This is a genomic window from Ferruginibacter sp. (assembly GCF_014377975.1).
Classification (GTDB): Bacteria; Bacteroidota; Bacteroidia; order Chitinophagales; family Chitinophagaceae; genus Ferruginibacter.
In genome coordinates this window covers 1-22,253 of record NZ_JACMOO010000309.1, presented here as the reverse complement: position 1 = coordinate 22,253, position 22,253 = coordinate 1, and the positions used below count along the sequence as shown (strand labels likewise).

Below are 22,253 nucleotides of genomic sequence, written 5' to 3'. Positions count from 1 at the left end.
GGGTGCTGCTTTAGCCAAGGTTAAATCCAACCGGTGTTAACGACTGTTCATTGTATATCTGCAATTCGTTTACTTTTTCTTTTATTTGGATATTAAAAAATTGTTCTAACGGGATGCCTTTAAGTTCGAAGAACAGCTTGCTGATAGCAGCGTATTTTTTAAATATTTTTCGCCAATAAAATTTGTAGGGCTGAAATGTTTTTGTGCTTTGCCACTTTAAACCTCAGCAGGTTTTTAACCTGCCGAAATAATTACATTTTTTAATTGTCTAACAGTTTAAACCACTTTTCAATAAGCGCCTACGTAAATATTTTTAGATGCCTGGAAGTCGCATTTTACTCCCAATCCACTTCGCCCAGGTTTATATATTTTATGGGTAAGTTGTTACCTTTCAAAATCTGCGTCAGGGGCGAAATGCAGCGTAGAAAATCTATTTTTTATATAATATTTCATGTTACTTTAGTTAAAAACTACGGAAAAAATTCTTCATTATAATGTATGATGATGCATGTTACTCTCCGCTGCAGCATCAATAAGTGCGAATTTATATTGTAAGTCACATTTTAATTCCTGCCAATCGGGCATTACCTTTTAAACAAAGATCCACCAGGCAAAAGCTATACTTCCGGTCTGCACTCTTCAAAATAATTTAAACCATCTTGATTTCGAAATTGCTTTTTCCTGGCAGATTCCTGACTCAATTTATTTTTCCATCCTTGCTAAAATGGCTTTCATTTCTGCAATCTCTTTTTGTTGGGAAGCAATAATACCTTCCGAAAGTTTTATTACTTCCGGATCTTTCAGGCTTGCATTTTTGCTTACCATAATAGCTGAGGAATGGTGTGGTATCATTGCCTTCATGTACTGCACATCTCCAATGGGTGTTTGCGTTCTTAAACCAGTTAATACCAAGCCGAATAAAACAACACTGCCTAACAATATACCAGTATTTAGTTTTTTGTCAGGATACATTTTACCCATCATCCCTATCATCACTATTGCCATTGAAGATACCATCAGCAGTGCCATATAGGCTCTTGTTATACTGATATAAATATGACTGACTTCATCTACATTTAAAAACATAATAGCATACATTATCACAAAAGAAACCAGCAGCATCAATGAAAATTTCGGATAACTCATTTTTTGCATTTCCTTCATATTTTCTTTGTTGTCCATTATTTTATGTTTTACATTAACATTTATTTTTTGCTAATTTTTTTTGAACAATTAATATGTAAATATAATGCCAGCTCCAATACCCATATCACTATCATAATGAGTACCTAGTGAAATATATTTTGTAGTGATGTACCTGAGTGCCACCGTGTACTCCTTATCAGTATTTATCATCATGCTAAGCCGTAACCTGCTTGTAACGGGAATATCTGTACGGCTAAACTGAAAACGGAATTTACCATCGCCATCCACTCTAAAGTCGGCTATTAATAACATCGGCAATGTGTATGCAATACCTGCAACAATGGTATGACGGTTATTTTTATTACTCGTCTGCCCAAACCAGTTTTTAGTCTCTTTGCCAAATATATTTTTAGGACCACCTGCTACCTTATAATGATAATCAAATCCCACATAAGGATACAACCATTGCATACGACCCAGGTAGCGCCCAAACATTGTTTCGCTTTCGTAACCACGATTATCATGATAACCCAAATGCCAAAGTGTACTTACTTTCCACCTGGTATTTGCAAACGTTGCGTCACCCTCGCTGTTATTTGTTTGAAAGCCTGCATTTGCCATAAAATAATACTTTCTGTCAGTGGCTTTTAATTTGCGATAAGCAAGAGCCGGATTGGGTATTTCAGGATTTGGTGGTGAATTTTCATACCTGAAAACCCGGGCCATACCGCTCATCATGTGGTATAAAACATGACAATGAAAAAACCAATCGCCACTGGTATTGGCTGCAAACTCAATGGTGTCTCTTTCCATTGGCATGATGTCGATTACATTCTTTAAAGGGGCATATTCACCCTGTCCGTTTAAAATTCTAAAATCATGCCCATGCAGGTGCATCGGGTGGCGCATCATACTATTGTTGTAAATGATAAGCCGCACATTCTCGCCCTTCTTAATTAATATCCGGTCGCTTTCAGAAAGGGTTTTATTGTCCAATGACCAAACATAGCGACTCATATTTCCGGTTAATTCAAATTTTAATTCTTTAAGCGGACCTTCCCTTAGCGTTGATTTTACAGGTGAACGCAACATGCCGTAATTAAGTGTTACGATGTCTGAACCATTATTGTCCATATCCATGCCTGCCATACTATGATTGCCTTTGTTCATTTGCATCGGTTTGCCGTTCATGGAATCTTTATTATCCATCCGCATTCCTTGCATTTTTGATGATTCCTTGGTGCCTGCCCGATTTTCAAAGCCATTGATTTCCGGATACATTACCGTATTCATATCCATTTTCTGATTCTCCATTTTCATACCATTCATTTCAACCATATTTCCGTTCATGTCCATCATGTTGGTCATCATCTTCATCCCTGCAAAATATTTGAGTTTCGGTAATTTGGCTGCAGGCACCTTTTCTCCACTACCTAACCAAAGCGAAGCAGATTTTGTGCGGTCTTCGGGTGTTACTAAAAATTCATAACTTTTTTTATCAGGAATGGTTACAACAATATCGTAGGTTTCTGAAACTGCAATAATTAATCTATCTACTTCCACGGGTGTTATATCGTTTCCATCGCTTGCCACCACGGTAATTTTGCCTCCAGCATAAGTAAGCCAATAATAATCAGAAGCTCCTCCATTGGCAACACGTAACCTCACTTTATCTCCTGCTTTAAACTGTGGCTGTTCGTTTTGGTTTTTACCATTAATTAAAAAATTATCATAGTACACATCGCTTACATCCATTGCATTCATACGTTTCCATTCATTGTTAATCTTTGTTTTAAAATGCCCTGTTTTAATTGCTTCTGCATAATTCTGTGTTGTTCCCTTTTCAATAGCGAACCAATCATTGGCATTGTGCAGCCTGCGATTAATTTCTTCGGGCTTCATATCTGCCCACTCGCTTAAAGTAACTGGTATAGTGGGTATATCCCATTCTTTTCTTTTATTCATAATAAACATACCGTACATACCTATTTGCTCCTGAAACATAGAATGGCTGTGATAAAAGTGTGTACCACTTTGAACAATCGGGAACTTGTAAATATGAGTGGTATGCGGCTTTATAGGCATTTGACTCAGATAGGGAACGCCATCATATTGGTTGGGCAAAATCAGGCCATGCCAATGCAATGCAGTCTCTTCATCTAAATTATTATGCACATAAATTTCTGCGGTATCCCCTTCCGTAAATCTAAGGGTAGGCATAGGGATTTGCCCATTTACTGCGATGGCCCTTCTAGCTTTTTTGCCATAGGTTACTATCGTATCTGCAATGTATAAATCGTACCTGACTGTTTTTGGTGGCGTATTGTTTACAATGTATTTTCTGTCGAAAGCAGTATAAGCAGGTTCAGCAGCCATATTCATTTGCATTCCATCCATTTTCATACTACTTGCTTTGGAGGTATCAGTCTTCATGTCCATACCCTCCATATTTCCATTTTTTTTAGGATTACCCGTATCAGGCATATCCATTTTTTTGCCACCCGTCATGGCTTTTTCTTTTACCAGTTTCATACCACACCTGGGGCAATTGCCAGGTTTTGCTGTATGTATTTCCGGATGCATCGGGCAGGTGTAAGTATCAGTTTGTACTGATGACTTAACAGCCTTTTTATTCATGTCCATGCCCTTCATATCCTGTGCATACATTAAGGTGTAAAAAGGTAATAAAAATATTATGGTGATTATCTTATTCATCTATTAAATTAATTGATCAATGAAACCATTACTACCGATGATTTGATATTCTTTCATGTTGAATGATTTATGTTTTTGAAATAAGGTCTCTTATGGTGTAATTCCCTGATTGGGCAAGTTGTTCCTGTAATTTTTCCAATGCAATGTCCTTGTTCATTGTAAGCACCGCGGTGGGCGGATTTAATTGAATTTCAGCTGCTATCACATCCGGGATTTGTAGTAATATTTGCCTTACACTGTTCACGCAACCACCACAGCTCATTCCTGATAACTCATATTTTTTTTTCATTTGCATAATTTTAAAATTGATTTATTCAAACTACCAGGTTAAGCCTTTTATGGGCATAGGAAAAATAAAATCTACCAACACATTGTCGTGTGCTTTTGATACATGCTCTTTAAATGACTTCATACTGCGATGCATTACCGTGGTATAATCCTTACCCAACTTCAAAACAATTTTTTCGAGATTCGATAATTCTTTTTTGATAGCAGTAACTCTTTCTTCATTTTTTACGGGTAAATCCTTATCAAGTTGCAGCATATTCTTTTCAAACACTTTATCAGCGGCTTCATAAAATGAAGTGAGCAGCGGATCACAGGAATATGTTTTTATGTGAGAAAATTTGATCGCTGATTTTTTTTCTGCCTCATCCAATTTACTATCTTTAAGTGCGGCAAGTAGTGATACATATACAGGAAATTTCAGCAAGGCTTCATTTTCTGTTTCAGAAATATTTTTAATCCAGTTCATTTTATTTTGTTTTGATTATTCATTATCGGGAATTACATTTATTGCAACAGTCATATTCAACTCCGGTGATGGCTCCTTATCCGTCCAAGTATTGTATCAAGAGAAGCCTTTAATTTATCAATTGCACTGTTAACAGCAAGTTCATAAGTATTTGCTAATCCTGAAACAGCAATTGGCTGCCTTCCTTCAAGGCGGGCTTCAAGCAAACATCTTTTATCATTTATTCCTTCCTTTGAACCGTTCTCATCAGATAGATGAACTTCTAACCTTGTTATATGTTCACTAAATCTGCTTAGCTCTTTGGATAGCAGGTCATCTAACTTGGTACCAAATCCTTCATGTACGCTTAAATTTTTGTCCGTATTTAATTGAATAGTCATATTGTTTTTTTTAAATAATTATTTTATTTTCTTTTTCTGAACCAGGTCAGCCACCCTGCTATCACTATAAAAATAACAAGTATAGAAAACCACCACCCCATGTGCATACCCCAGTAATAATAATGTTCATTGTTGTGCATCATAATAATATTTTTTAAAATTCTATTAAGTGTTAGTTAATAATGAAATAAATGATTCATGCCTTTCATGCCATTCGTAGTTTTGTTACTAGTTACTTTTTGCGTCATCCTGAGGTTGATGGGGACACTAGACCCGTCTAATCGCCGCGGCCTATGTCCTCATCGGACACTTCTTAGAATTTTTATTCGTCATCATGAGGTTGGTGGCAACACCAACCTCAGCTAAAAAGTGATATTATTTATACATGTTTAATTTGATTTCACCCTACAATTATGCTCTCACTTTTAATTAGATTATTCAATACACCACAAACCAGTTTTGCTATCATCAACTCTTCATTTGTTTCAATAACACGAACCTTTACTTTACTTGTTTCAGTAGAAATAATATCTTCATTATTCATATTTTTTATTTCATCCAATTCAATACCCAAAAACTCAAGGCCATCGCAAATTTTACTTCTCACTTCCGGAGAGTGCTGACCGATACCTCCTGAAAAAACCAATACGTCCAGGCCTCCGAGTGCTGCAACAAATGAACCAAACCATTTTTTTGTTTGATAACAAAACAATTCAATGGCCTCTTTAGCACGGTCATCAATGTCTTCGATTTTAGCCAGGTCTCTCATATCGGCACTTGTTTCTGAAATGCCCAATAAACCAGATTCATGATTTATCAGCTGATTAAATTTCGTTGGTGTAAGATTTTCCTCCTGCATTAAATACCAGGCAACGCCCGGATCAAGATCGCCGGTGCGGGTACCCATGGGTAAGCCAGATGTTGGCGTGAAGCCCATGCTGGTATCGATACTTTTACCATCTTTAACTGCTGCAACACTTGCACCATTACCAAGATGTGCCAGTACTATTTTTCCCTTTGCTGCTTCCTTTCCCTCCAACTGTTTAAGTTCCTCCATGAGGTATGCATAAGAAAGACCATGAAATCCATAGCGACGGATACCCTTTGTATAATATTTACGGGGGATAGATAATAGCTTGGCAACAACCGGCATAGAAGTATGAAAAGAAGTATCAAAGCAGGCTATTTGTTTTAACAACGGATAATGCTTTTTAAATACTTCTATTAACGTAATTTCTCCAGGCAAATGATCCGGGTCAAATGCGCTGATCTTTTTTAATTCCATTAATAAATCATCCGTAATCAATTCCGGTTCGGTATGTTTCATACCATGAACAATGCGATGGCCTATTGCAGTAACTGAATCAAAACCTTCCTGTTTTTCGAGCCAGTCAATCAAACAATTTGCAGCCTGGTCATGAGTAGCGGCCTCGATCATTAAACCATTTTTTTGTGGATCAAATTCATCGGTGAAATTGAGTGTTGCTTTTTTAGTACCGATGTTTTCTATTTCTCCCCTAAGCAATTGGTTCAGCGAACTACTGCCCTGTTTAAATAAAGCAAACTTAATGCTGGACGATCCTCCGTTGATAACTAATATCATTCTTTAGTATTTATTGAGATTAATATTCTTTGCTGTCTTTAATGAACGTTATCTGTGAGCTCATCAATTTCAATATCTCCATCTTCACTCCTGGGTTTAGTGTAATCATTGTTTAATTCTTTTTCAAATTCTTTTTCATCTTTTTGATTACGGACTACCAAAAAAGCAATGAGCGCAATTGCCAAAATGCCCACTATTATTATGATTAACCAATTCATTATTTTATTTTTAAATTATGTATATATCACCTAACCGCTATGAACTATTTGCTGAAAAATATTTCACTCAATTGGCAGTCCCAGTTTAGCGAACGCCTTAGCTGTTGATAAATAATCTTTATGCCAGATACTTCTGATACCCAGGCCAGTAGCTATTTCTGTAAACATCTGCACATCGTCAATATATACTATTTCATTTGCCGGTACCTGTACTCCATTGAGCGCAATTTTAAAAATAGCTTCATCGGGTTTTCTAACATGAACATAGCAGGATGATATAAAAAAATCTATTAGTTGGTTCAATTGAAATTTTTGGATTCTATATTCATTCAACTCTTTTGCTTCATTGCTAACTGCAAATATTTTTAACTGGTAAGTTGCTTTTAACTGTCTAATAAGCGTAATCATATTTGTATCAGCGGTAGTTAAAGAGAACATAAAATCTTTAAACTGGCCTGGCGTAAAACCCCGTTCCTGGTAAAATACTACCCGGTCAAGGTATTCGTCCAGGGTGATCCTTCCTTCCTCATACACAACAAAAAGCAGCCTATGCCGCTGATTCATTTCAGCATAATCGAGATTAAATTTATCGGCAGCCTGTTGTCTGAATTGATGCCCCCATCCATCGCTTAACAGAACGCCCCCAATATCCAGGAATAATGTGGTGATTTTATTTTCAGACATTTTTATAATTGATTTTAAAATTTAGTGTTGCCATAGAATCAGGTTGTTTTCCAAAGGCACTGAAATACTTTCATAATTTGGAATAACACGTACCGTATAATCAGTGGCAGTTCTCTTTGTAGTAATTTTTGCAAAAAATAATTGTTCATTGCCATTGGATTGCTGTTCGTTCATTTTTATATGTTCAGTATTCATGCCATCTTTTGCCGCGGCATATAACTCAACTAATATTTTGTCTTTGTCTATTCCATTCAAAAAAATTGAGGCTGTAAATGAATAGCCGTTTTCAACGCTGGTAGATTTTACGTCAGCGATTTTTATTTCGTTCCATTTATTTTCTAATTCATGTTGTTCATCAGCTATCTCTTTGCCTACGGCCCCTTTGCCGGCTGCACGTTTTAAATAGTTAGCTGCGGCAGGCAAATAATAATTTTCTGTGTATTCACGTACGGTGCGGTTGGCAGAAAACTGTGGCGTTAATGTTGCCATACTTTTTCGCATTCTTTGTATCCAGCGTTCTGGTATTCCGCTATTATTGCGTCCATAAAACTCTGGCACTATCTGGGTTTCCAATATATTGTACAATGATTCCGCTTCCGCAGCATCCCATTCCGGATCTTCACCATGTTCCTCTTCATCACCCAATGCCCAGCCAACTTCCGGCGTGTACGCTTCCGCCCACCAGCCATCCAGTTCTGATAAATTAATACCGCCGTTCACCAACACCTTCATACCGCTTGTACCACAGGCTTCCCATGGCCGCCTTGGAGTATTTACCCAAACATCCGCGCCCTGCACCAGGTGTTCAGTTAACAGCATATCATAATCACTTAAAAAAACAACATGGTTATATAAATTATACTGTTGAATAAATTCAACCCACTCCCGAATCAATGCCTTGCCCGATTCATCAGATGGAGGGGCTTTGCCTGCAATAACGAGTTGAACCGGATGTTCCCGGTTGGTAAGGAGGCGGATAAATCTCTCCTTGTCATGCAATAAAAGATTGGGTCTTTTATAAGGAACAAATCGTCGTGCAAAGCCAAGCGTTAGTGTATCGGCATTGAAAACGTGCTTTGCGATATCAACAATTTCCTGCGGTTGGCCTGCAACACTCACTTGCTCTTCCAATCTTTTACGGGTATAAGCCACCAGGTTATTCCGGCATTGATTGCGTAATTGCCAGAGTGTTTCATCTGACAATTTATTAATCTTCTCTTCCAAATTTTCCAGTCCTCCTTTCCATCGGTCTTTCCCGCAAGCCTCTGTCCAGATTTTATCAGCAATTTCAGCATCCCAGCTTGGCATGTGTACCCCATTTGTTACATGGCCTACGGGTACTTCCTCTTTTGGCCAGCGTGGGAAAAGATTTTGAAAAAGATGCCTGCTTACTTTACCATGTAAACGACTTACGCCGTTGACTGAGCCGCTTCCGCGGATGGCGAGATAGGCCATATTGAAACGCTCAGAATTATTATCCCGATTTAAACGACCCAGCGCCAAAATATTTTTTAAATCCACTCCAAGTTCATCTTTCGCAAAATCACTAAAATATTCCTCCATTAACTCCTTGCTGAAATGATCAAAACCTGCAGCAACTGCTGTGTGCGTGGTAAATAAATTGCCCGCTCTTGTAACAGCTAATGCCACTTCAAATGACACGCCGTTTTCTTTCATAAAACTATTCGCCCTTTCTAAAATAAGAAAGGCGGCATGTCCTTCATTCATGTGGCAAACTTCCGGTTTAATACCAAGTGCTTCCAACAATTTCCATCCGCCAATTCCTAACACTATTTCCTGTTTTATGCGCATATCCGGTCCGCCTCCATACACTTCGCTTGTTATTCCCCGGTGCATCGGTAAATTAACTGCATCGTTGCTGTCCAGTAAATAAAGCGTTGCTCTGCCTACCTGTACCTTCCAGGTACGAAGCCAAACATTGTAGCCGCCCAACCATATTTTTAAACGCAACCATTCGCCATTTGGTAAACGCAATGGGGTAACAGGTAACTGGCCCGGATCATTGAATGGAAACATTGCCTGCTGGTTTCCATATTTATCTATTGCCTGCCGGAAATATCCCTGCTGGTAAAGTAAGCCAACAGCAACAACCGGCACACCAAGGTCACTGGCGGATTTTAACTGATCGCCCGCAACATTTCCCAATCCGCCAACATAAATTGGCAGTGCTTCGCTCAGCATAAATTCCATACTGAAATATGCAATACATGTAAGCAAAGAATTATCATGATTTTTCTGAAACCATGCAGGAGCCTTGTATTCTGATTCTTTTTCCTCTACCAACGTATTTATCTTTTGCAGGAAATCCGGATCAGCTAAATTTTTCTCTAAACGGTCACGGGATACTGTTTGTAAAATAACCCAGGGGTTGTGTGTAAGCTCCCAAAGCTGCGGATCAAGCCGGTTCCAGATTTCGTCTGCTGCATGGTTCCATGACCATTGCAGATCCAGCGCAAGCTCTGCCAGTTCATTCACTCCTTTTGCATTGGACGGTAAAAAACTATATAAATAGCTTGTGTTATATTCTTCTTTGTTCATGATCGTTTTATTTATTTTTTTGCATGTTTATTCAACGCCTCAAACCCCGATACTACATCAAACAATTCTTCATCAATGGAACTCTGGCGCAGGCGATGATATTTTTTGCCAAGATCTTCCAGCAAATCAGTTATATTTTTTTCAGCCCTTTGCATCGCACCAAGGCGACTTGCATTTTCGCTGGCCAATGATTCCACGCTGGCTTTATAAAGAGATGCGAAAAGATATCCGTTTATTAATGCCACCAGCGTAGGCTTTACACCACCCGCAATTTGCGGGGGTAGCTTTGTTGGCCATTGAATTTCCTGTAACGAATTTTTCCATTTTTCATCCAGGGGTAAAAAACGCTGCATGATGGGTGTATACCCAGAGCCGGGTTTTGGCTGATTGTGAAAAATATAAAATGAGGTAACTGCTTCTTTTTGCTGACGCTCCTGACTCTTACCCAACAATTCTGTTACCAGCGGGGTAACAGCATTGATATCATTTGGAACAGGATATAATTTTGATGTATTAAATCCTTCGTCTGATAAAAGCAACTGAACACGTTCACCCACTGCCCAGATTTCTTTTTTTCCTGGTAATGCTTTAAGCGAAGAGGACACAAAATTTGCCATCGAATCGTTGAACTGTGCAACCAGCCCCTGGTCCGTTCCAAACACGATAGCGCAGATCACTTCTTCCGCTTTATTTTTTGTTGTTGTCTGCTCATTTATCGCGGCAATTTTTTCTGCTTTAAAATACGCGATGATTCCCAAAGCAATGGTGTGAAAATAATCTGCAAGCGAACTCACTGCCGTTTCGTATTGAACAATGTTTGATGCTGCCATCGCCTTCATAGCACTCACCACAGACTTCAGGTCTTTTGCTCCTTCTGTTTTGCTTCTTAAATTTTCTAAGGTGTCCATTTATTTTTATTTTGACCGGGCGTTGGCTTATCCTGCTTTTGGTCTCGCTAGAGCTTGTCCCCGTTTTGATCCTGATCTGGTTTTGGTTTATCCTTATTCTGATCTGATTTTTTCCTTATCCTTGTCCTTGTCCTGATCCGATTTCGGTTTCTCCTTATCCTGATCTGGTTTGGGTTTGTCCTTATTCTGATCTGTCTTTGGCTTATCCTTATCCTGATCCGGTTTCGGTTCTCCCTTATCCTGATCTGTCTTTGGCTTATCCTTATCCTGATCCGGTTTCGGTTCTCCCTTATCCTGATCTGTTTTTGGTTTATCCTGGAACGGAATTAATAGTGTTGTAGCAACTTTTAAAATAGCCTTGCTATCGTCGTCGCTTAGCTTTGCATTTGAAGATAACCGCTTGATTATTTCATCCGGAAAATTGCTGAAGTTTTTAAGCAACGCATCTTGCGCATCCTTAATTTTTTCCAGTGGTATCATATCCAGCAAACCGTTTTTTAATGCAAGCAAAATCACAATTTGTTCCGAAACCGGCATCTGCTGCAGCTCTGGTTGCTTCAGGCATTCCCGTATACGTTTGCCATGTTCAATGGTCTTTTTTGTATTTTCATCCAGCCTTGTACCAAAGCGGGCAAATGTTTCCAGTTCTTCAAATTGCGCATACTCCAGTTTTAAATTTGCTATGGAACGATAGGCAGGTAACTGCGCCTTATCGCCCACACGTGAAACTGATTTCCCCACATCCACTGCAGGTAAAATACCCAGCTCAAAAAGCTTGGGTGATAGATAAATCTGCCCGTCTGTGATAGAAATTAAATTGGTAGGAATATAGGCAGAAATATTTTGCGCTTCTGTTTCAATAATGGGCAAAGCGGTTAAAGATCCACCTTTTAGTGCATCACTTAAATGTGTTGATCTTTCCAATAATCTTGAATGGATATAAAAAATATCCCCAGGAAATGCTTCCCGTCCGGGTGGCCTTCTTAACAGTAAAGAAAGTTCACGGTAAGATCGAGCATGATGTGTAAGGTCATCATAAATGATCAATACATCACGTCCCTGTTCCATAAAATATTCAGCAATGCTGGTAGCGGCATAAGGTGCGATGTATTCTAACCCGGGAGAATTATTTCCTTCTGCCACTACAACAACAGTGTACTCCATGGCTCCTTTTTCCTTTAGGTTGGCAATTACTTTTGCAACTGCAGAAGCCCGCTGTCCGATGGCGCAGTAAACACATAAAACGTTTTTATCTTTTTGATTAAGAATAGCGTCAATGGCAATCGCAGTTTTACCGGTCTGGCGATCGCCTACAATTAATTCCCGCTGACCGCGGCCAATAGGAATTAATGCATCAATCACTTTAATACCTGTTTGCAATGGAACCGTAACCGGACTTCTATCCATTATGGCATGTGCAGGACGCTCTATCGGCAATCGTTCTTTGCCGCTGATCGGGCCTTTGTCGTCAATAGGTTGTCCCAGCGGATCAATCACTCTTCCAATTAATGCATTGCCAACGGGAATATCCATTACCCTGCCCGTACGTTCTACCTCATCTCCGGCTTTCAGTAAGGTATCTTTGCCTAAAAGAATCACACCTATTTCATCTGCATCAATATTATAGGCAATACCAAAAATACCGTTGGGAAATTCCAGCAGCTCTTCAAAGCCTGCGCCCGGAAGCCCGGAAACTTTGACTATGCCGGTAGATATACTTGTAACCAAACCTACTTCACGCGGCTTCATCGAAAAATGATAGTCCGCTATTCCTTTATCTAACAGGCTGAATGTATTGTTTACTGTGTTATCTGACTCAACTGCTGGCATATTATTTTTTTTCCTGTTCCGGCTGTGCGTTTTCTTTCATGGTTTCGGAAATATTTTTTTCCAATGAATTCAAATATTCTGAAAAACTCCAGGAAACTTTATAACCGTTGGTTGAAAGCTCAATACCACTTATTATTTCCGGCGATGTTTTAAATTGTAAATGTGTATCTGCACTAAGCAGCACATTTACTGCATCATTTATTTCACCTTGCTGTTTTGCAGGAAGATCAAATGCACTTTGAACTAAAATTGAATTTGAGTTTGATTTGAACGCATCAATGAATTTTTTCTTCTCTTCCTCTTTTAGTTCTTTCAGGTGCTTATTAAATGTGTTAGCTGATTGCTCTTCTAAACTTATGGAAGCAATATCAGCCAGCGCTTTTCTTGTAATAGCAAAAACCTGTTGTTGAATTTTTCCCGACATCGCTTTGTTATCATTCTCCTGTTTTTCTTTTGCTGCTTTTTCCATGTTGGTTCGCAAGCCATCTGCGGCAGTTTTTGCTGCATCCATTAATTGCTGCTTTTGAGTATTTGCATCTGCAACGGCTTTATCCATCAATGCTTTTTTTTGCTGGTCAAAATCTTCCTGCTGCTTTTTAAATTCATCCTGATCTTTTTGTGCCGTAGCTTTTTGAGCATCCGCATCCTTTAATTTGTCTGTAATTTTTTTCTCCCGTTCGTCAATAGCACTGAGAATTGGTTTATATAAAAACTTCTTTAGCAACCACACCAATACGAGGAAATTAATTACCTGTGCTATTACTGTGAACCAGTTTATTTTCATCTGATATTTTTTATATTGTTTTCCAGATGGAACTTGCAATAAAGGTTTACACCCTAAAAGAATTCCCTATTGCTCATTTCATTACTTATGAGTTGCGATGATGTGATTCCAGAAAGGATTGGCGAAAATGAGTATCATCGAAACCACGAAACAATAAATTGCGGTAGATTCAATCATGGCCAGACCAACAAATAATGTTCTGGTAATTGTTGGAGCCGCATCGGGTTGTTGCGCAATTGAACTTAATGCGGAGGCTACTGATCTGCCTTCGCCTACGGCGGGCATCATGCAACCGATACCGGTTGTAAGCCCTGCAGTTATAATTGATGCTATTGCAATATAAGTTGCACTATCCATTGTAAATTTTTATTTAGTTGTTAATAATTTTACTTTATCTGTTTTTGCATTGTGCACTGCCGCGGTTATGTACACTGTGGCCAATATGCTGAATATGTAAGCCTGTACCATACCGGTTAATAACCCAAGTGCGCTCATTATAACCGGAAAAATAAATGGAGATATCGTTAAAAGAATAGCCACAATCATGCCACCGCTCATAATATTTCCAAACAACCTTACGGCCAGTGCCAATGTGCGTGACACTTCACTGATAATATTAAAGGGCAACATGATAAACGTAGGTTTAAGGTATGATTTCAGGTAGCCGCCCAAACCACTTTTTTGAATACCAAAAAATGGAACGGCAATAAACACACAAAGTGCCATGGCAGTTGTAGTAGAAAGCGATGCTGTGGGAGGCGTATAACCCGGTAAAATAATACAGAGGTTAGCAGTGCCGATAAATAAAAAAAGGGTGCCTATAAAACCAATATATTCTTTGGGATTTTTTAAACCTACTTCTTTAATTTGATTGTTGATACCTGTTACAATTATTTCAAGCACACATTGCCAGCGTGAAATGGTAATATCTGTTTTTAGTTTTCTGGTTACCAATCTTGCGGCTACAATTAATATGAGCATTAAAGCCCACGTAGTTACAATGGTAAGATTGATGGTAACAAAACCACTTTGCCAGAAAATAGTTTGGTCAGGACTAAGCTTCATGGACAACCTCCTTTTTTATTTGCGCATTTTTTTCATCCACCGATTTTGTAAGGTAGATAACAGTAAAACGGGATACCATAAAGCCGATCAGGCAGGCAATTAATTTTTTCCAATCACCCAGTCCAATAAAATAAAATCCAGCCAATACAATGGTTATCCTCAAAACAAAACTGCCAACCATTAGCAGCCCTGGTGTTTTTGAATTAATTATTTTTTTTACTGTAATCCAAAGGCCGCCAAAAAATAATACACCCAGCAATAAGCCAACTATAAATGCCCATATCAAATTTGAAATTTCATTCATCGTTTTTTTCTTTATTATTATGCATTTCTTTATCTTCTTTATCTACCCAATACCATGCAATAATGCTGCCTGTTAACACGCCGGCAATCAATAAACTCAGCGTCCAGGAAAACGACTGCGCATGCGTTTTATCTAACCATATACCTAGTGCCGCACCAAGTAAGGATGGCACTGCAATTGACCAGCCAATCATGCCAATCATTCCCAATCCAAACCATACGCTGCTGTTTTCATGGAGGGCTTTTAATTTTTGCTTTTCTTTCCTGGCAACTTCATTACTGAAAAAATTATTGTCTTTATTATGTGGGGTAGGTTCCATTGTTAAGTGCTTCGAAGTTTATCAAAGCTGTAAATAAATCCCCTTTCCAATTTTGCAATAATAGTGGTTACCTGTTTTTGATTTTCATCCTCCGATTTAAAATCCTTTTTTACTAAATCACCCAGCTTGCCAAGATCTGCACCACCAACCGCATTACGCACCGATACCAAAACCTGGGCACCTGCCTTTACCATTACTCCATTATCAACTGCTACATAATGCGAAGTACCTTCTGTTTCATACGTAAATATGCCAGGTACTAATGCTGCCACGCAATCGAGCCGCTGTGGCAATAAACCATAAGAACCTTCACTTGTTTCCAACACAATGCTGCTTACATTTTTTATATCTGCAAACACTTTAAACGGAAGCAGGATTTTGAGGTTCATCAGTGTTTTTTCCATTTTTTATTTTATTTTTTACCAGCTTTTTTTTCATTTCTCAACATCGTTGTGTCACTCACTTGTACCACATATTTTTATAGCGGCTTTTGCTGCCCCTTGTTCAATTCGCTTTGTTCAGCAGCGGAAAAAATGTACAAGAGTGCGACGCAACAATGTTACATCAAGGCTCATCAGCCAGGTACATAAAAAGCTTACTTTTCATTTTCTGCTTCTTTTTTCACAGGAGATTTCTCATCCTTCTTCACTTCTTTTTTCTTTATTTCGTCTATCGACCCAATCATATAAAAAGCACTTTCGGGATAGTCCTTAAATTCATCTGCCAGTATGCGTTCGCATCCATCCAATGCATCTTTCAAACTCACCTGTTTTCCTTTAATGCCGCTAAATTGTTCGGTGGCAAAAAATGGCTGTGTAAGAAATCGCTCAATGCGTCTTGCACGGTTTACTACATTTCGATCCTGCACCGATAACTGTTCCATCCCCAGCATAGAAATGATGTCTTTTAATTCTTCATATTGTGCAAGTGTTGCCCGTATTTTCTGTGCAAGATCATAATGTTTTTGTCCAATAATTCCAGGCGTGGCCATTTTTGAATTGGATTGTAACAAGTCGATAGAAGGATACAAACCTTCGCTGGCTTTTTTTCTAGACAGTGCAATGGAGGCAGAAAGATGAGAGAAAGTATGCACTGCAGCAGGATCTGTTAAATCATCTGCAGGAACATAAACCGCCTGTATTGAGGTTATTGAACCGGCATCTGTATAAGCAATGCGTTCTTCCAATTCCGACAACTCTGTTCCCATGGTTGGCTGGTAACCGAGGCGGGAAGGCATTTGTCCCATCAATCCGGATACCTCCATTCCGGCTTGTATAAAACGAAAGATATTATCAATCAATAATAATACATCGCGGTGTTCATCATCCCGAAAATATTCAGCCATCGTAAGTGCCGCATGGCCAACTCTGAAGCGTGCACCCGGCGGTTCATTCATTTGTCCAAATAACATTACCATGTCTTTTAGCAAATCTGCATCTTTCATGGCATTGTACAATTCGTTGCCTTCCCGGCTACGTTCACCAATACCGCAAAACATACTTACACCTTTGTTTTTACCCACCATGTTGTGGATCATCTCAGTAAGCAACACTGTTTTACCTACGCCGGCTCCACCAAATAATCCTGCTTTTCCACCACGTTCCAATGGTACCAATACATCAATGGCTTTAATACCGGTTTCAAAAATTTCTGATTTAACGGCCCGCTTTGATAAGGGTGGCGGAGACTGATGGATATTACGTCGTTCGCCTTCCGGCAATGGATCAAGATGATCTATTGTGTTACCAAAAACGTCAAACATTCTGCCCAGTATATTTTTGCCAACAGGTACGGTCAATTCTTTTCCGTCTGTTTCCACAACCATACCTCTTGCCAATCCCTGCGTAGGATTTAATGCTATGCCCCGTACAGTGTGGTCATCCAGTTGTGATAATACTTCGATAGACACCTGCTTGTTTTTTCCTGAGCGAAGCAAAGTATAAATCGGCGGAAGATTATTATCAAAATTTACATCTACTACGCTGCCTCTGACAGAAATTATTTTTCCGCACTGTATTTTTACTCCAGTATCATCTTTGATTACATTCATATACTATGTGATGGTTGACAGGAATGTTTTATAAAAAAGCCATGAAATAATTAATCATAGGAAATAATAGTTCCTGTGTTGGCCAGGCCGCTGTTTCCTCTTACGTCTCTGGAAGAACGGGCTTTTACGGCATCAACTGCACTGCTTCCTACAGAAGATGGAACAATACCAGTTGACTTTTTAACTGCTTTTTTTTGCTTCTTTTCTGCGGGCTTGCTTTTATCAATACCCTCTTTTTTTAAATCTGTTTTGTTTGCCATTTTTTTAATTTTTAGTTTTTTGATAAATATATATTCCGAAATATTAGCCAGCTTTTTTAGCTAATCCGTTTCTAAAATTTTTTTTTGTTCTTTATATTGTTCGTTTGTTATTTCTCCGGATGCAAAACGCTTTTTCAAAATATCAAGCGGTGTGTCTTTCTTTCTTCTTTCTCCGGGAATACTCCATGGCGTTAAAAAAATCCAGAATATTAAACCCATCCAGATAATCCACCAGATAAAATGCATTCCCCAAAAACCATAATTGTTATACATATTCATAATTTTTTTTGATTAGTGATAAAATACTTATCCATTTTTTTTGCTTCATTAAAAAAGCTTTTTCGATATGATTTCAGCTGTTGCCGGATCAACCAATCCATAATTTTTCGAGACTAATTTTTTGTTTTTGTGATGATACTCCATCCGGTTTAAAAGATGCGAAATAAGTGCAATATGCGTTTCATCTTTATTATCTGCGTTTACAATAAACCAAGGCGCATTTTTAAAATTTGTTTTCAACAACATTTCATCCCGTGCATCAGAATAGTCTTTCCAGTGCTTTTGCGCCACCTCGTCTATCGGGCTAATCTTCCAGTGCTTGAGCGGATCTTTTTTACGATCATCCAACCTTTTTTGCTGTTCGTCTTTACTGATATCCAGGTAATACTTCAATATGATAAAGCCACCCTCAATTAGTCCGTTCTCAAATGATTCAACTTCTGAAAAAAAAGATTTGTATTGTTTGTGGGTGCAAAAGTCCATTACTTTTTCTACGCCCAGGCGATTGTACCAGCTGCGGTTAAAAAGTACGAACTGCCCGGAAACCGGCAGCTGAGCAGTATAACGCTGAAAATACCACTCCCTTTCCTGGAAGTCGGTAGGCTTGCCCAATGCCACCACCCTTGTGTCTCTTGGACTCAGATGTTTGACAATTCTTTTTATCGTTCCGTCTTTACCAGCGGCGTCTCTTCCTTCTAATATTACCAGAAATTTCAAATCGGATGCGATTATTTCTTTTTGCAAGTTCACCAACTCCATGTAAAGCTGGTGCAGTATTTTTTTCTTTTTCGTTTTATCAGTTACGGGCCTGTCCACCTTAGATGTTGTTTCCATTATTTTATTTAAAAATTAAAATAAAAATTATCCTTTTATTCACAAAAATTTCTTTTCAGCTGTTTTAAGAAGTTGAATGCGCTTTTTCAGGATGATTATAATTTGATTCATCAAATGAAGCACCATCTTTTACCGCTGTGGTAGAAATAGTAAGGATAATTTTTGATTGTTCCCAGATGATTTCTTTAATATTTTCTACAGCAACCAACACTTTTTTTCCTCCAATCCAATTATGGGTATCAATAACGAAATATAAAATTTGCCAGGTGGTATCGTCAATAATAAAATCGTTTACATGGCCGGTTTCTCCGTCGCTGGCTTTGATATGATAACCTGTAACCTGGTCTGTGCTCCGTAAATGCAAGTCATCATTTTTATTTTCTGTTTTTGTTGTATTATCTGCGTCTTTTATAATTCTTTCATTAAAAAGAGGCGCTGGCGGCATCACTCCCCACAAGCCTCCCGCATAAAAACCACTTGCCCAATATGGCTGCCAGCTATAGTGCTCGTATAGTTCCATCTCATGCTGGCGGGAAACAGGTTTGTGCATATCTATACGCGGACTATTGCTAACCTGCTCCTTTGTAAGATTCACCGGAATTCCGCTTCCATCCCGATCTGTTTTTTGTAAAGCGACCGGCGAAATAAGTACCGAAAGTCCTGAGAGCCAACCCCCGGTTTTTACCACCAGGAAACGAATAGCAAAACTTTTATCATCAAAATACAGTGCTTGTATTTTTCCTATTTCTCCATCGGTAGCTTCTATACTGCAACCAATTAAACTTTGTAGATTACGTTGCATATAATTTCTGCTTCGTTTTAAATCGTTATAAATATTGACTTTAAAATTATTCTCAGTGAAGGTTTGGATGTTATTTTTATGACTCAGATTCTAAAACCGTACTATTTTCTTTATTTGCCTTTTCCTGACCGATCCCCATGGTTAATGCGGTTAACCCCGCCATGCTACCCAATTGCATGGTATCAACTGCCGAACTTGGTACAATTACAATGGTTGAATTTTGTTTCAATCCTTCATACAACATATTCATTGCCCTTAAATGTAAAGCCACAGGGTTATTTACATAAGTCAATGCGGCTTCTCCAAATTTTTCTGCGATTTGTTTTTCAGACTCTCCTAAAATTACCCTTGCCTGCCGTTCTCTTTCAGCTTGTGCCTGCATAGACATTGCATTCTCTAACGCAGGAGGTATCAACACATCTTTTACCTCAACGGAATTAACATGCACACCCCAGGGTTCTGTACGTTCATCAATAATTGCCTGTAATGTGTGGCTGATTTTATCTCTTCCTTCCAGCATATCTGAAAGCATTGTTTTTCCAATCACATCACGCAGGGCTGTTTGAGACGCCCAGCTAATGGCACTTAGATAATCTGCTACTTCAAGGGCGGCCTTTTGCGGGTCAAGCACTTTCCAAAACAAAACGGCATCTACATCAACCGGCACAGTATCCTTAGTGAGTGTTTTTTCTGCTTTAAAAGATGTGGTGATCACGCGTGTATCAATCCAGTAAGGGATATTATCTATGATAGGAATAATAAAAAATATTCCCGGACCCCTGAGAGATTGAAATTTGCCAAGCCGCAGCACAACGGCTTTATCCCATGGATTAGCAATCTTAATTGCTGAAGATGCAATAAGAGCAATTATAAAAGCCCCGGTTGCAATAATAGCGGATTCGGAGATATTTGATGGGGAATATACGGAGCTTGCCCACATAAAACCAACAACCACAATTAAAATAAATATAAATCCTGAAAATAAATTTTTGCTGTTCATGTTAATTATTATGAAATATTAAAAGACAAATTGTTTTAAAAAATACATGTTTAAAATTGTGATGAGATACCCAAAGATCTTACTTCTTTGAGCCGGGGTTTTAGCTGTTTTTAATGGGGGCGGATTAAGGTTTGTGCAAAAATTACCACTCCTGGTAAAGCAAATAAGCTTGTTAAAATTATCTTGTTCATTTTACTTATTGTGATAAGTATATAGCATATTTGCCGCCAGAACATAATTGTTGCAAATGTGAATTGATAAGTAAACAAAACATACTTGTATATAGGCGGAGAGATGATAATTAGCGCTGCTTCTTTGGCTTACATTATATATAATTGGTAACTATTGTAGAGCCATTACCTCGAAATGGGATATTAGGTTGCCTGTTGAAAATACCAACAATGCCGATCTCCCTTCCGCCATTCATTTTATGTTTAAATTTCCGTCTCAGGATAAGCGCAGTGATCCTGAATTTGACATTTGGGGATGCATTAAATTTCGACTAAATTTTCTTTATTTCTGTTTTTCACTGAGTCGATCGTTAGGTAAATTACGGCAGCTATTATTACAACAAAAAATACAATATTTATTACAGCCACTGAAATTCCCAATCCACCATTTGCATGTGGTTGAATAAATAAATCACCTAGGGAAGCACCAATGGGTCTGGTAACGATAAATGCTATCCAAAATGCCAATACTCCGTTTATTATTTTATAGTAGTATAAAATACCAGAAAGAATAAAAATTGAACCAAAAAGAATGAAGGAGTTTAAATAACCAAAATTCAGGTGTTCTGATATCGTGTCGCCTATACCTGTTCCCAAAGCAAATGTGGTTAAAACAATTAACCAATAAAAAATTTCTCTATCATCATTATTTATGGAATGGATTGAAAGGGTATGTTCTTTTTTATACCAAAAATAAAATAACAATCCCATTGCAATAGTGAAAATCACATCTAGTATAAGCAAAGAAACATGTAGTTTTTCAACCAAAAGATCGGTTATCAGCGTTCCTTCAATGCTCATCATCACAATTAATAACCAGTAGGAAGGTGGAAAATATTTTTTTTGCCTGAAATTCCAAAAAGTGACTCCAATTGTAATAACACCCATTACAATGGCAGTTACTGTTAAGCCAAAATTTAAATTTACCGAAACATAATCAGCTGCTGTTTCACCTACGGTTGTTGAAAATATTTTTACAACCCAAAATAACACACCTAAACTGGCAACTCTATTTAATAATTCTCTCTTCATAATATAACTTTTCAAACTTATTATAATTTTAATCAGCTCAAATATTCAATGGCTTATGCTTCTTTAATAAAGTTACCTTCCTTATCAAATATCAATTCTTTTCCTCCTTTCATTTCTGCTTCATAAGTAATAGTTCCACTTGCATCAGTTACTAAACCGGCCTCCATAATTTTCACATTTGCCCTGTTTGTTTTGATATACGCTAAAGCTTTGGCTGGTAATTTATTTATAGAAATTGCTTTCACAAGTTCTATAAAGGTTCCTGTTGGTGTAAATAAAGCGGAATTGTCTTCACCTGATTTACCACCCCAATTTGCTTCATAATTGGCTTTCTCTTTTTCCCAGGCAACTTTAAGTTTACCTGATGCCGGATACCTTGCTAAAAATGCAGAGGTAACTACTTTGGGTACATTGGCTGTTTTTAAATCTTGTGCATATGCGCTAACAAATAAAAAGCTGGAGATCATAATCGTAGTCAGATATTTTTTCATTTTTTT

The 22,253-nt window shown here is 38.2% G+C and carries 25 protein-coding genes; all 25 read right to left on the bottom strand.

Annotation, left to right across the window (positions count from 1 at the left end):
- Window positions 1-702 precede the first annotated feature (702 nt).
- Window positions 703-1,182, bottom strand: a complete 480-nt coding sequence (locus H7254_RS15785; RefSeq protein ID WP_301933878.1) for a DUF305 domain-containing protein — start codon at window positions 1,180-1,182, stop codon at window positions 703-705.
- A gap of 51 nt (window positions 1,183-1,233) precedes the next feature.
- Window positions 1,234-3,861, bottom strand: coding sequence for a multicopper oxidase domain-containing protein (locus tag H7254_RS15780; RefSeq protein ID WP_301933877.1), 2,628 nt, complete (start codon window positions 3,859-3,861; stop codon window positions 1,234-1,236).
- 67 nt (window positions 3,862-3,928) lie between these two features.
- Window positions 3,929-4,150: a heavy-metal-associated domain-containing protein gene (locus tag H7254_RS15775; protein WP_301933876.1), complete on the bottom strand. Its 222-nt coding sequence runs from the start codon at window positions 4,148-4,150 to the stop codon at window positions 3,929-3,931.
- Between the two features lie 30 nt (window positions 4,151-4,180).
- Window positions 4,181-4,615 (bottom strand): hypothetical protein, encoded by a 435-nt coding sequence (locus H7254_RS15770; RefSeq protein ID WP_301933875.1) that lies wholly within the window; start codon window positions 4,613-4,615, stop codon window positions 4,181-4,183.
- Between the two features lie 56 nt (window positions 4,616-4,671).
- On the bottom strand, window positions 4,672-4,995 hold the full coding sequence (locus H7254_RS15765) for an HPF/RaiA family ribosome-associated protein (protein WP_301922743.1): 324 nt from the start codon (window positions 4,993-4,995) through the stop codon (window positions 4,672-4,674).
- Between the two features lie 400 nt (window positions 4,996-5,395).
- Window positions 5,396-6,598, bottom strand: a complete 1,203-nt coding sequence (locus tag H7254_RS15760) for an acetate/propionate family kinase (protein WP_301933874.1) — start codon at window positions 6,596-6,598, stop codon at window positions 5,396-5,398.
- 38 nt (window positions 6,599-6,636) lie between these two features.
- Window positions 6,637-6,816, bottom strand: coding sequence for a hypothetical protein (locus H7254_RS15755; RefSeq protein ID WP_301933873.1), 180 nt, complete (start codon window positions 6,814-6,816; stop codon window positions 6,637-6,639).
- A gap of 63 nt (window positions 6,817-6,879) precedes the next feature.
- The gene (locus H7254_RS15750; protein WP_301933872.1) at window positions 6,880-7,500 is read right to left on the bottom strand and encodes an HAD-IA family hydrolase; all 621 of its coding nucleotides are present in this window, start codon (window positions 7,498-7,500) and stop codon (window positions 6,880-6,882) included.
- Window positions 7,501-7,521: 21 nt separating this feature from the next.
- A complete protein-coding gene (gene glgP / locus H7254_RS15745; protein WP_301933871.1) occupies window positions 7,522-10,059 on the bottom strand; it encodes an alpha-glucan family phosphorylase in 2,538 nt (845 codons plus the stop codon).
- Between the two features lie 11 nt (window positions 10,060-10,070).
- A complete protein-coding gene (locus tag H7254_RS15740) occupies window positions 10,071-10,967 on the bottom strand; it encodes a F0F1 ATP synthase subunit gamma (protein ID WP_301933869.1) in 897 nt (298 codons plus the stop codon).
- A 93-nt stretch (window positions 10,968-11,060) separates the two neighbouring features.
- Window positions 11,061-12,797, bottom strand: a complete 1,737-nt coding sequence (locus H7254_RS15735; protein WP_301933868.1) for an alternate F1F0 ATPase, F1 subunit alpha — start codon at window positions 12,795-12,797, stop codon at window positions 11,061-11,063.
- 1 nt (window position 12,798) lies between these two features.
- Window positions 12,799-13,581 carry a hypothetical protein gene (locus H7254_RS15730; protein ID WP_301933867.1) on the bottom strand — a complete coding sequence of 261 codons (783 nt, stop codon included), beginning with the start codon at window positions 13,579-13,581 and terminating at the stop codon, window positions 12,799-12,801.
- 81 nt (window positions 13,582-13,662) lie between these two features.
- The gene (locus tag H7254_RS15725) at window positions 13,663-13,938 is read right to left on the bottom strand and encodes a F0F1 ATP synthase subunit C (RefSeq protein WP_301921397.1); all 276 of its coding nucleotides are present in this window, start codon (window positions 13,936-13,938) and stop codon (window positions 13,663-13,665) included.
- A 9-nt stretch (window positions 13,939-13,947) separates the two neighbouring features.
- Entirely contained in the window at window positions 13,948-14,646 is a 699-nt protein-coding gene (locus tag H7254_RS15720) for a F0F1 ATP synthase subunit A (RefSeq protein WP_301933866.1), read from the bottom strand.
- Window positions 14,636-14,950: an ATP synthase subunit I gene (locus tag H7254_RS15715; RefSeq protein WP_301933865.1), complete on the bottom strand. Its 315-nt coding sequence runs from the start codon at window positions 14,948-14,950 to the stop codon at window positions 14,636-14,638. Before H7254_RS15715 ends, H7254_RS15720 begins: the two co-directional genes overlap by 11 nt.
- Window positions 14,943-15,269 carry an AtpZ/AtpI family protein gene (locus H7254_RS15710; protein WP_301933864.1) on the bottom strand — a complete coding sequence of 109 codons (327 nt, stop codon included), beginning with the start codon at window positions 15,267-15,269 and terminating at the stop codon, window positions 14,943-14,945. Before H7254_RS15710 ends, H7254_RS15715 begins: the two co-directional genes overlap by 8 nt.
- A 2-nt stretch (window positions 15,270-15,271) precedes the next feature.
- A complete protein-coding gene (locus tag H7254_RS15705; protein ID WP_301933863.1) occupies window positions 15,272-15,673 on the bottom strand; it encodes a F0F1 ATP synthase subunit epsilon in 402 nt (133 codons plus the stop codon).
- 191 nt (window positions 15,674-15,864) lie between these two features.
- On the bottom strand, window positions 15,865-17,286 hold the full coding sequence (gene atpD / locus H7254_RS15700; RefSeq protein ID WP_367875451.1) for a F0F1 ATP synthase subunit beta: 1,422 nt from the start codon (window positions 17,284-17,286) through the stop codon (window positions 15,865-15,867).
- 83 nt (window positions 17,287-17,369) lie between these two features.
- On the bottom strand, window positions 17,370-17,579 hold the full coding sequence (locus H7254_RS15695) for a hypothetical protein (protein ID WP_301933861.1): 210 nt from the start codon (window positions 17,577-17,579) through the stop codon (window positions 17,370-17,372).
- 60 nt (window positions 17,580-17,639) lie between these two features.
- The gene (locus H7254_RS15690; protein ID WP_301933860.1) at window positions 17,640-17,852 is read right to left on the bottom strand and encodes an SHOCT domain-containing protein; all 213 of its coding nucleotides are present in this window, start codon (window positions 17,850-17,852) and stop codon (window positions 17,640-17,642) included.
- A gap of 54 nt (window positions 17,853-17,906) precedes the next feature.
- Window positions 17,907-18,692 (bottom strand): polyphosphate kinase 2, encoded by a 786-nt coding sequence (gene ppk2, locus H7254_RS15685; RefSeq protein WP_301933859.1) that lies wholly within the window; start codon window positions 18,690-18,692, stop codon window positions 17,907-17,909.
- Between the two features lie 64 nt (window positions 18,693-18,756).
- Window positions 18,757-19,494: a PRC-barrel domain-containing protein gene (locus tag H7254_RS15680; RefSeq protein WP_301933858.1), complete on the bottom strand. Its 738-nt coding sequence runs from the start codon at window positions 19,492-19,494 to the stop codon at window positions 18,757-18,759.
- Window positions 19,495-19,570: 76 nt separating this feature from the next.
- On the bottom strand, window positions 19,571-20,494 hold the full coding sequence (locus H7254_RS15675; protein ID WP_301933857.1) for a slipin family protein: 924 nt from the start codon (window positions 20,492-20,494) through the stop codon (window positions 19,571-19,573).
- Window positions 20,495-20,985: 491 nt separating this feature from the next.
- The gene (locus H7254_RS15670; RefSeq protein ID WP_301933856.1) at window positions 20,986-21,756 is read right to left on the bottom strand and encodes a hypothetical protein; all 771 of its coding nucleotides are present in this window, start codon (window positions 21,754-21,756) and stop codon (window positions 20,986-20,988) included.
- A gap of 53 nt (window positions 21,757-21,809) precedes the next feature.
- A partial coding sequence (locus H7254_RS15665) for a PepSY-like domain-containing protein (protein ID WP_301933855.1) occupies window positions 21,810-22,253 on the bottom strand: 444 nt, incomplete at its 5' end.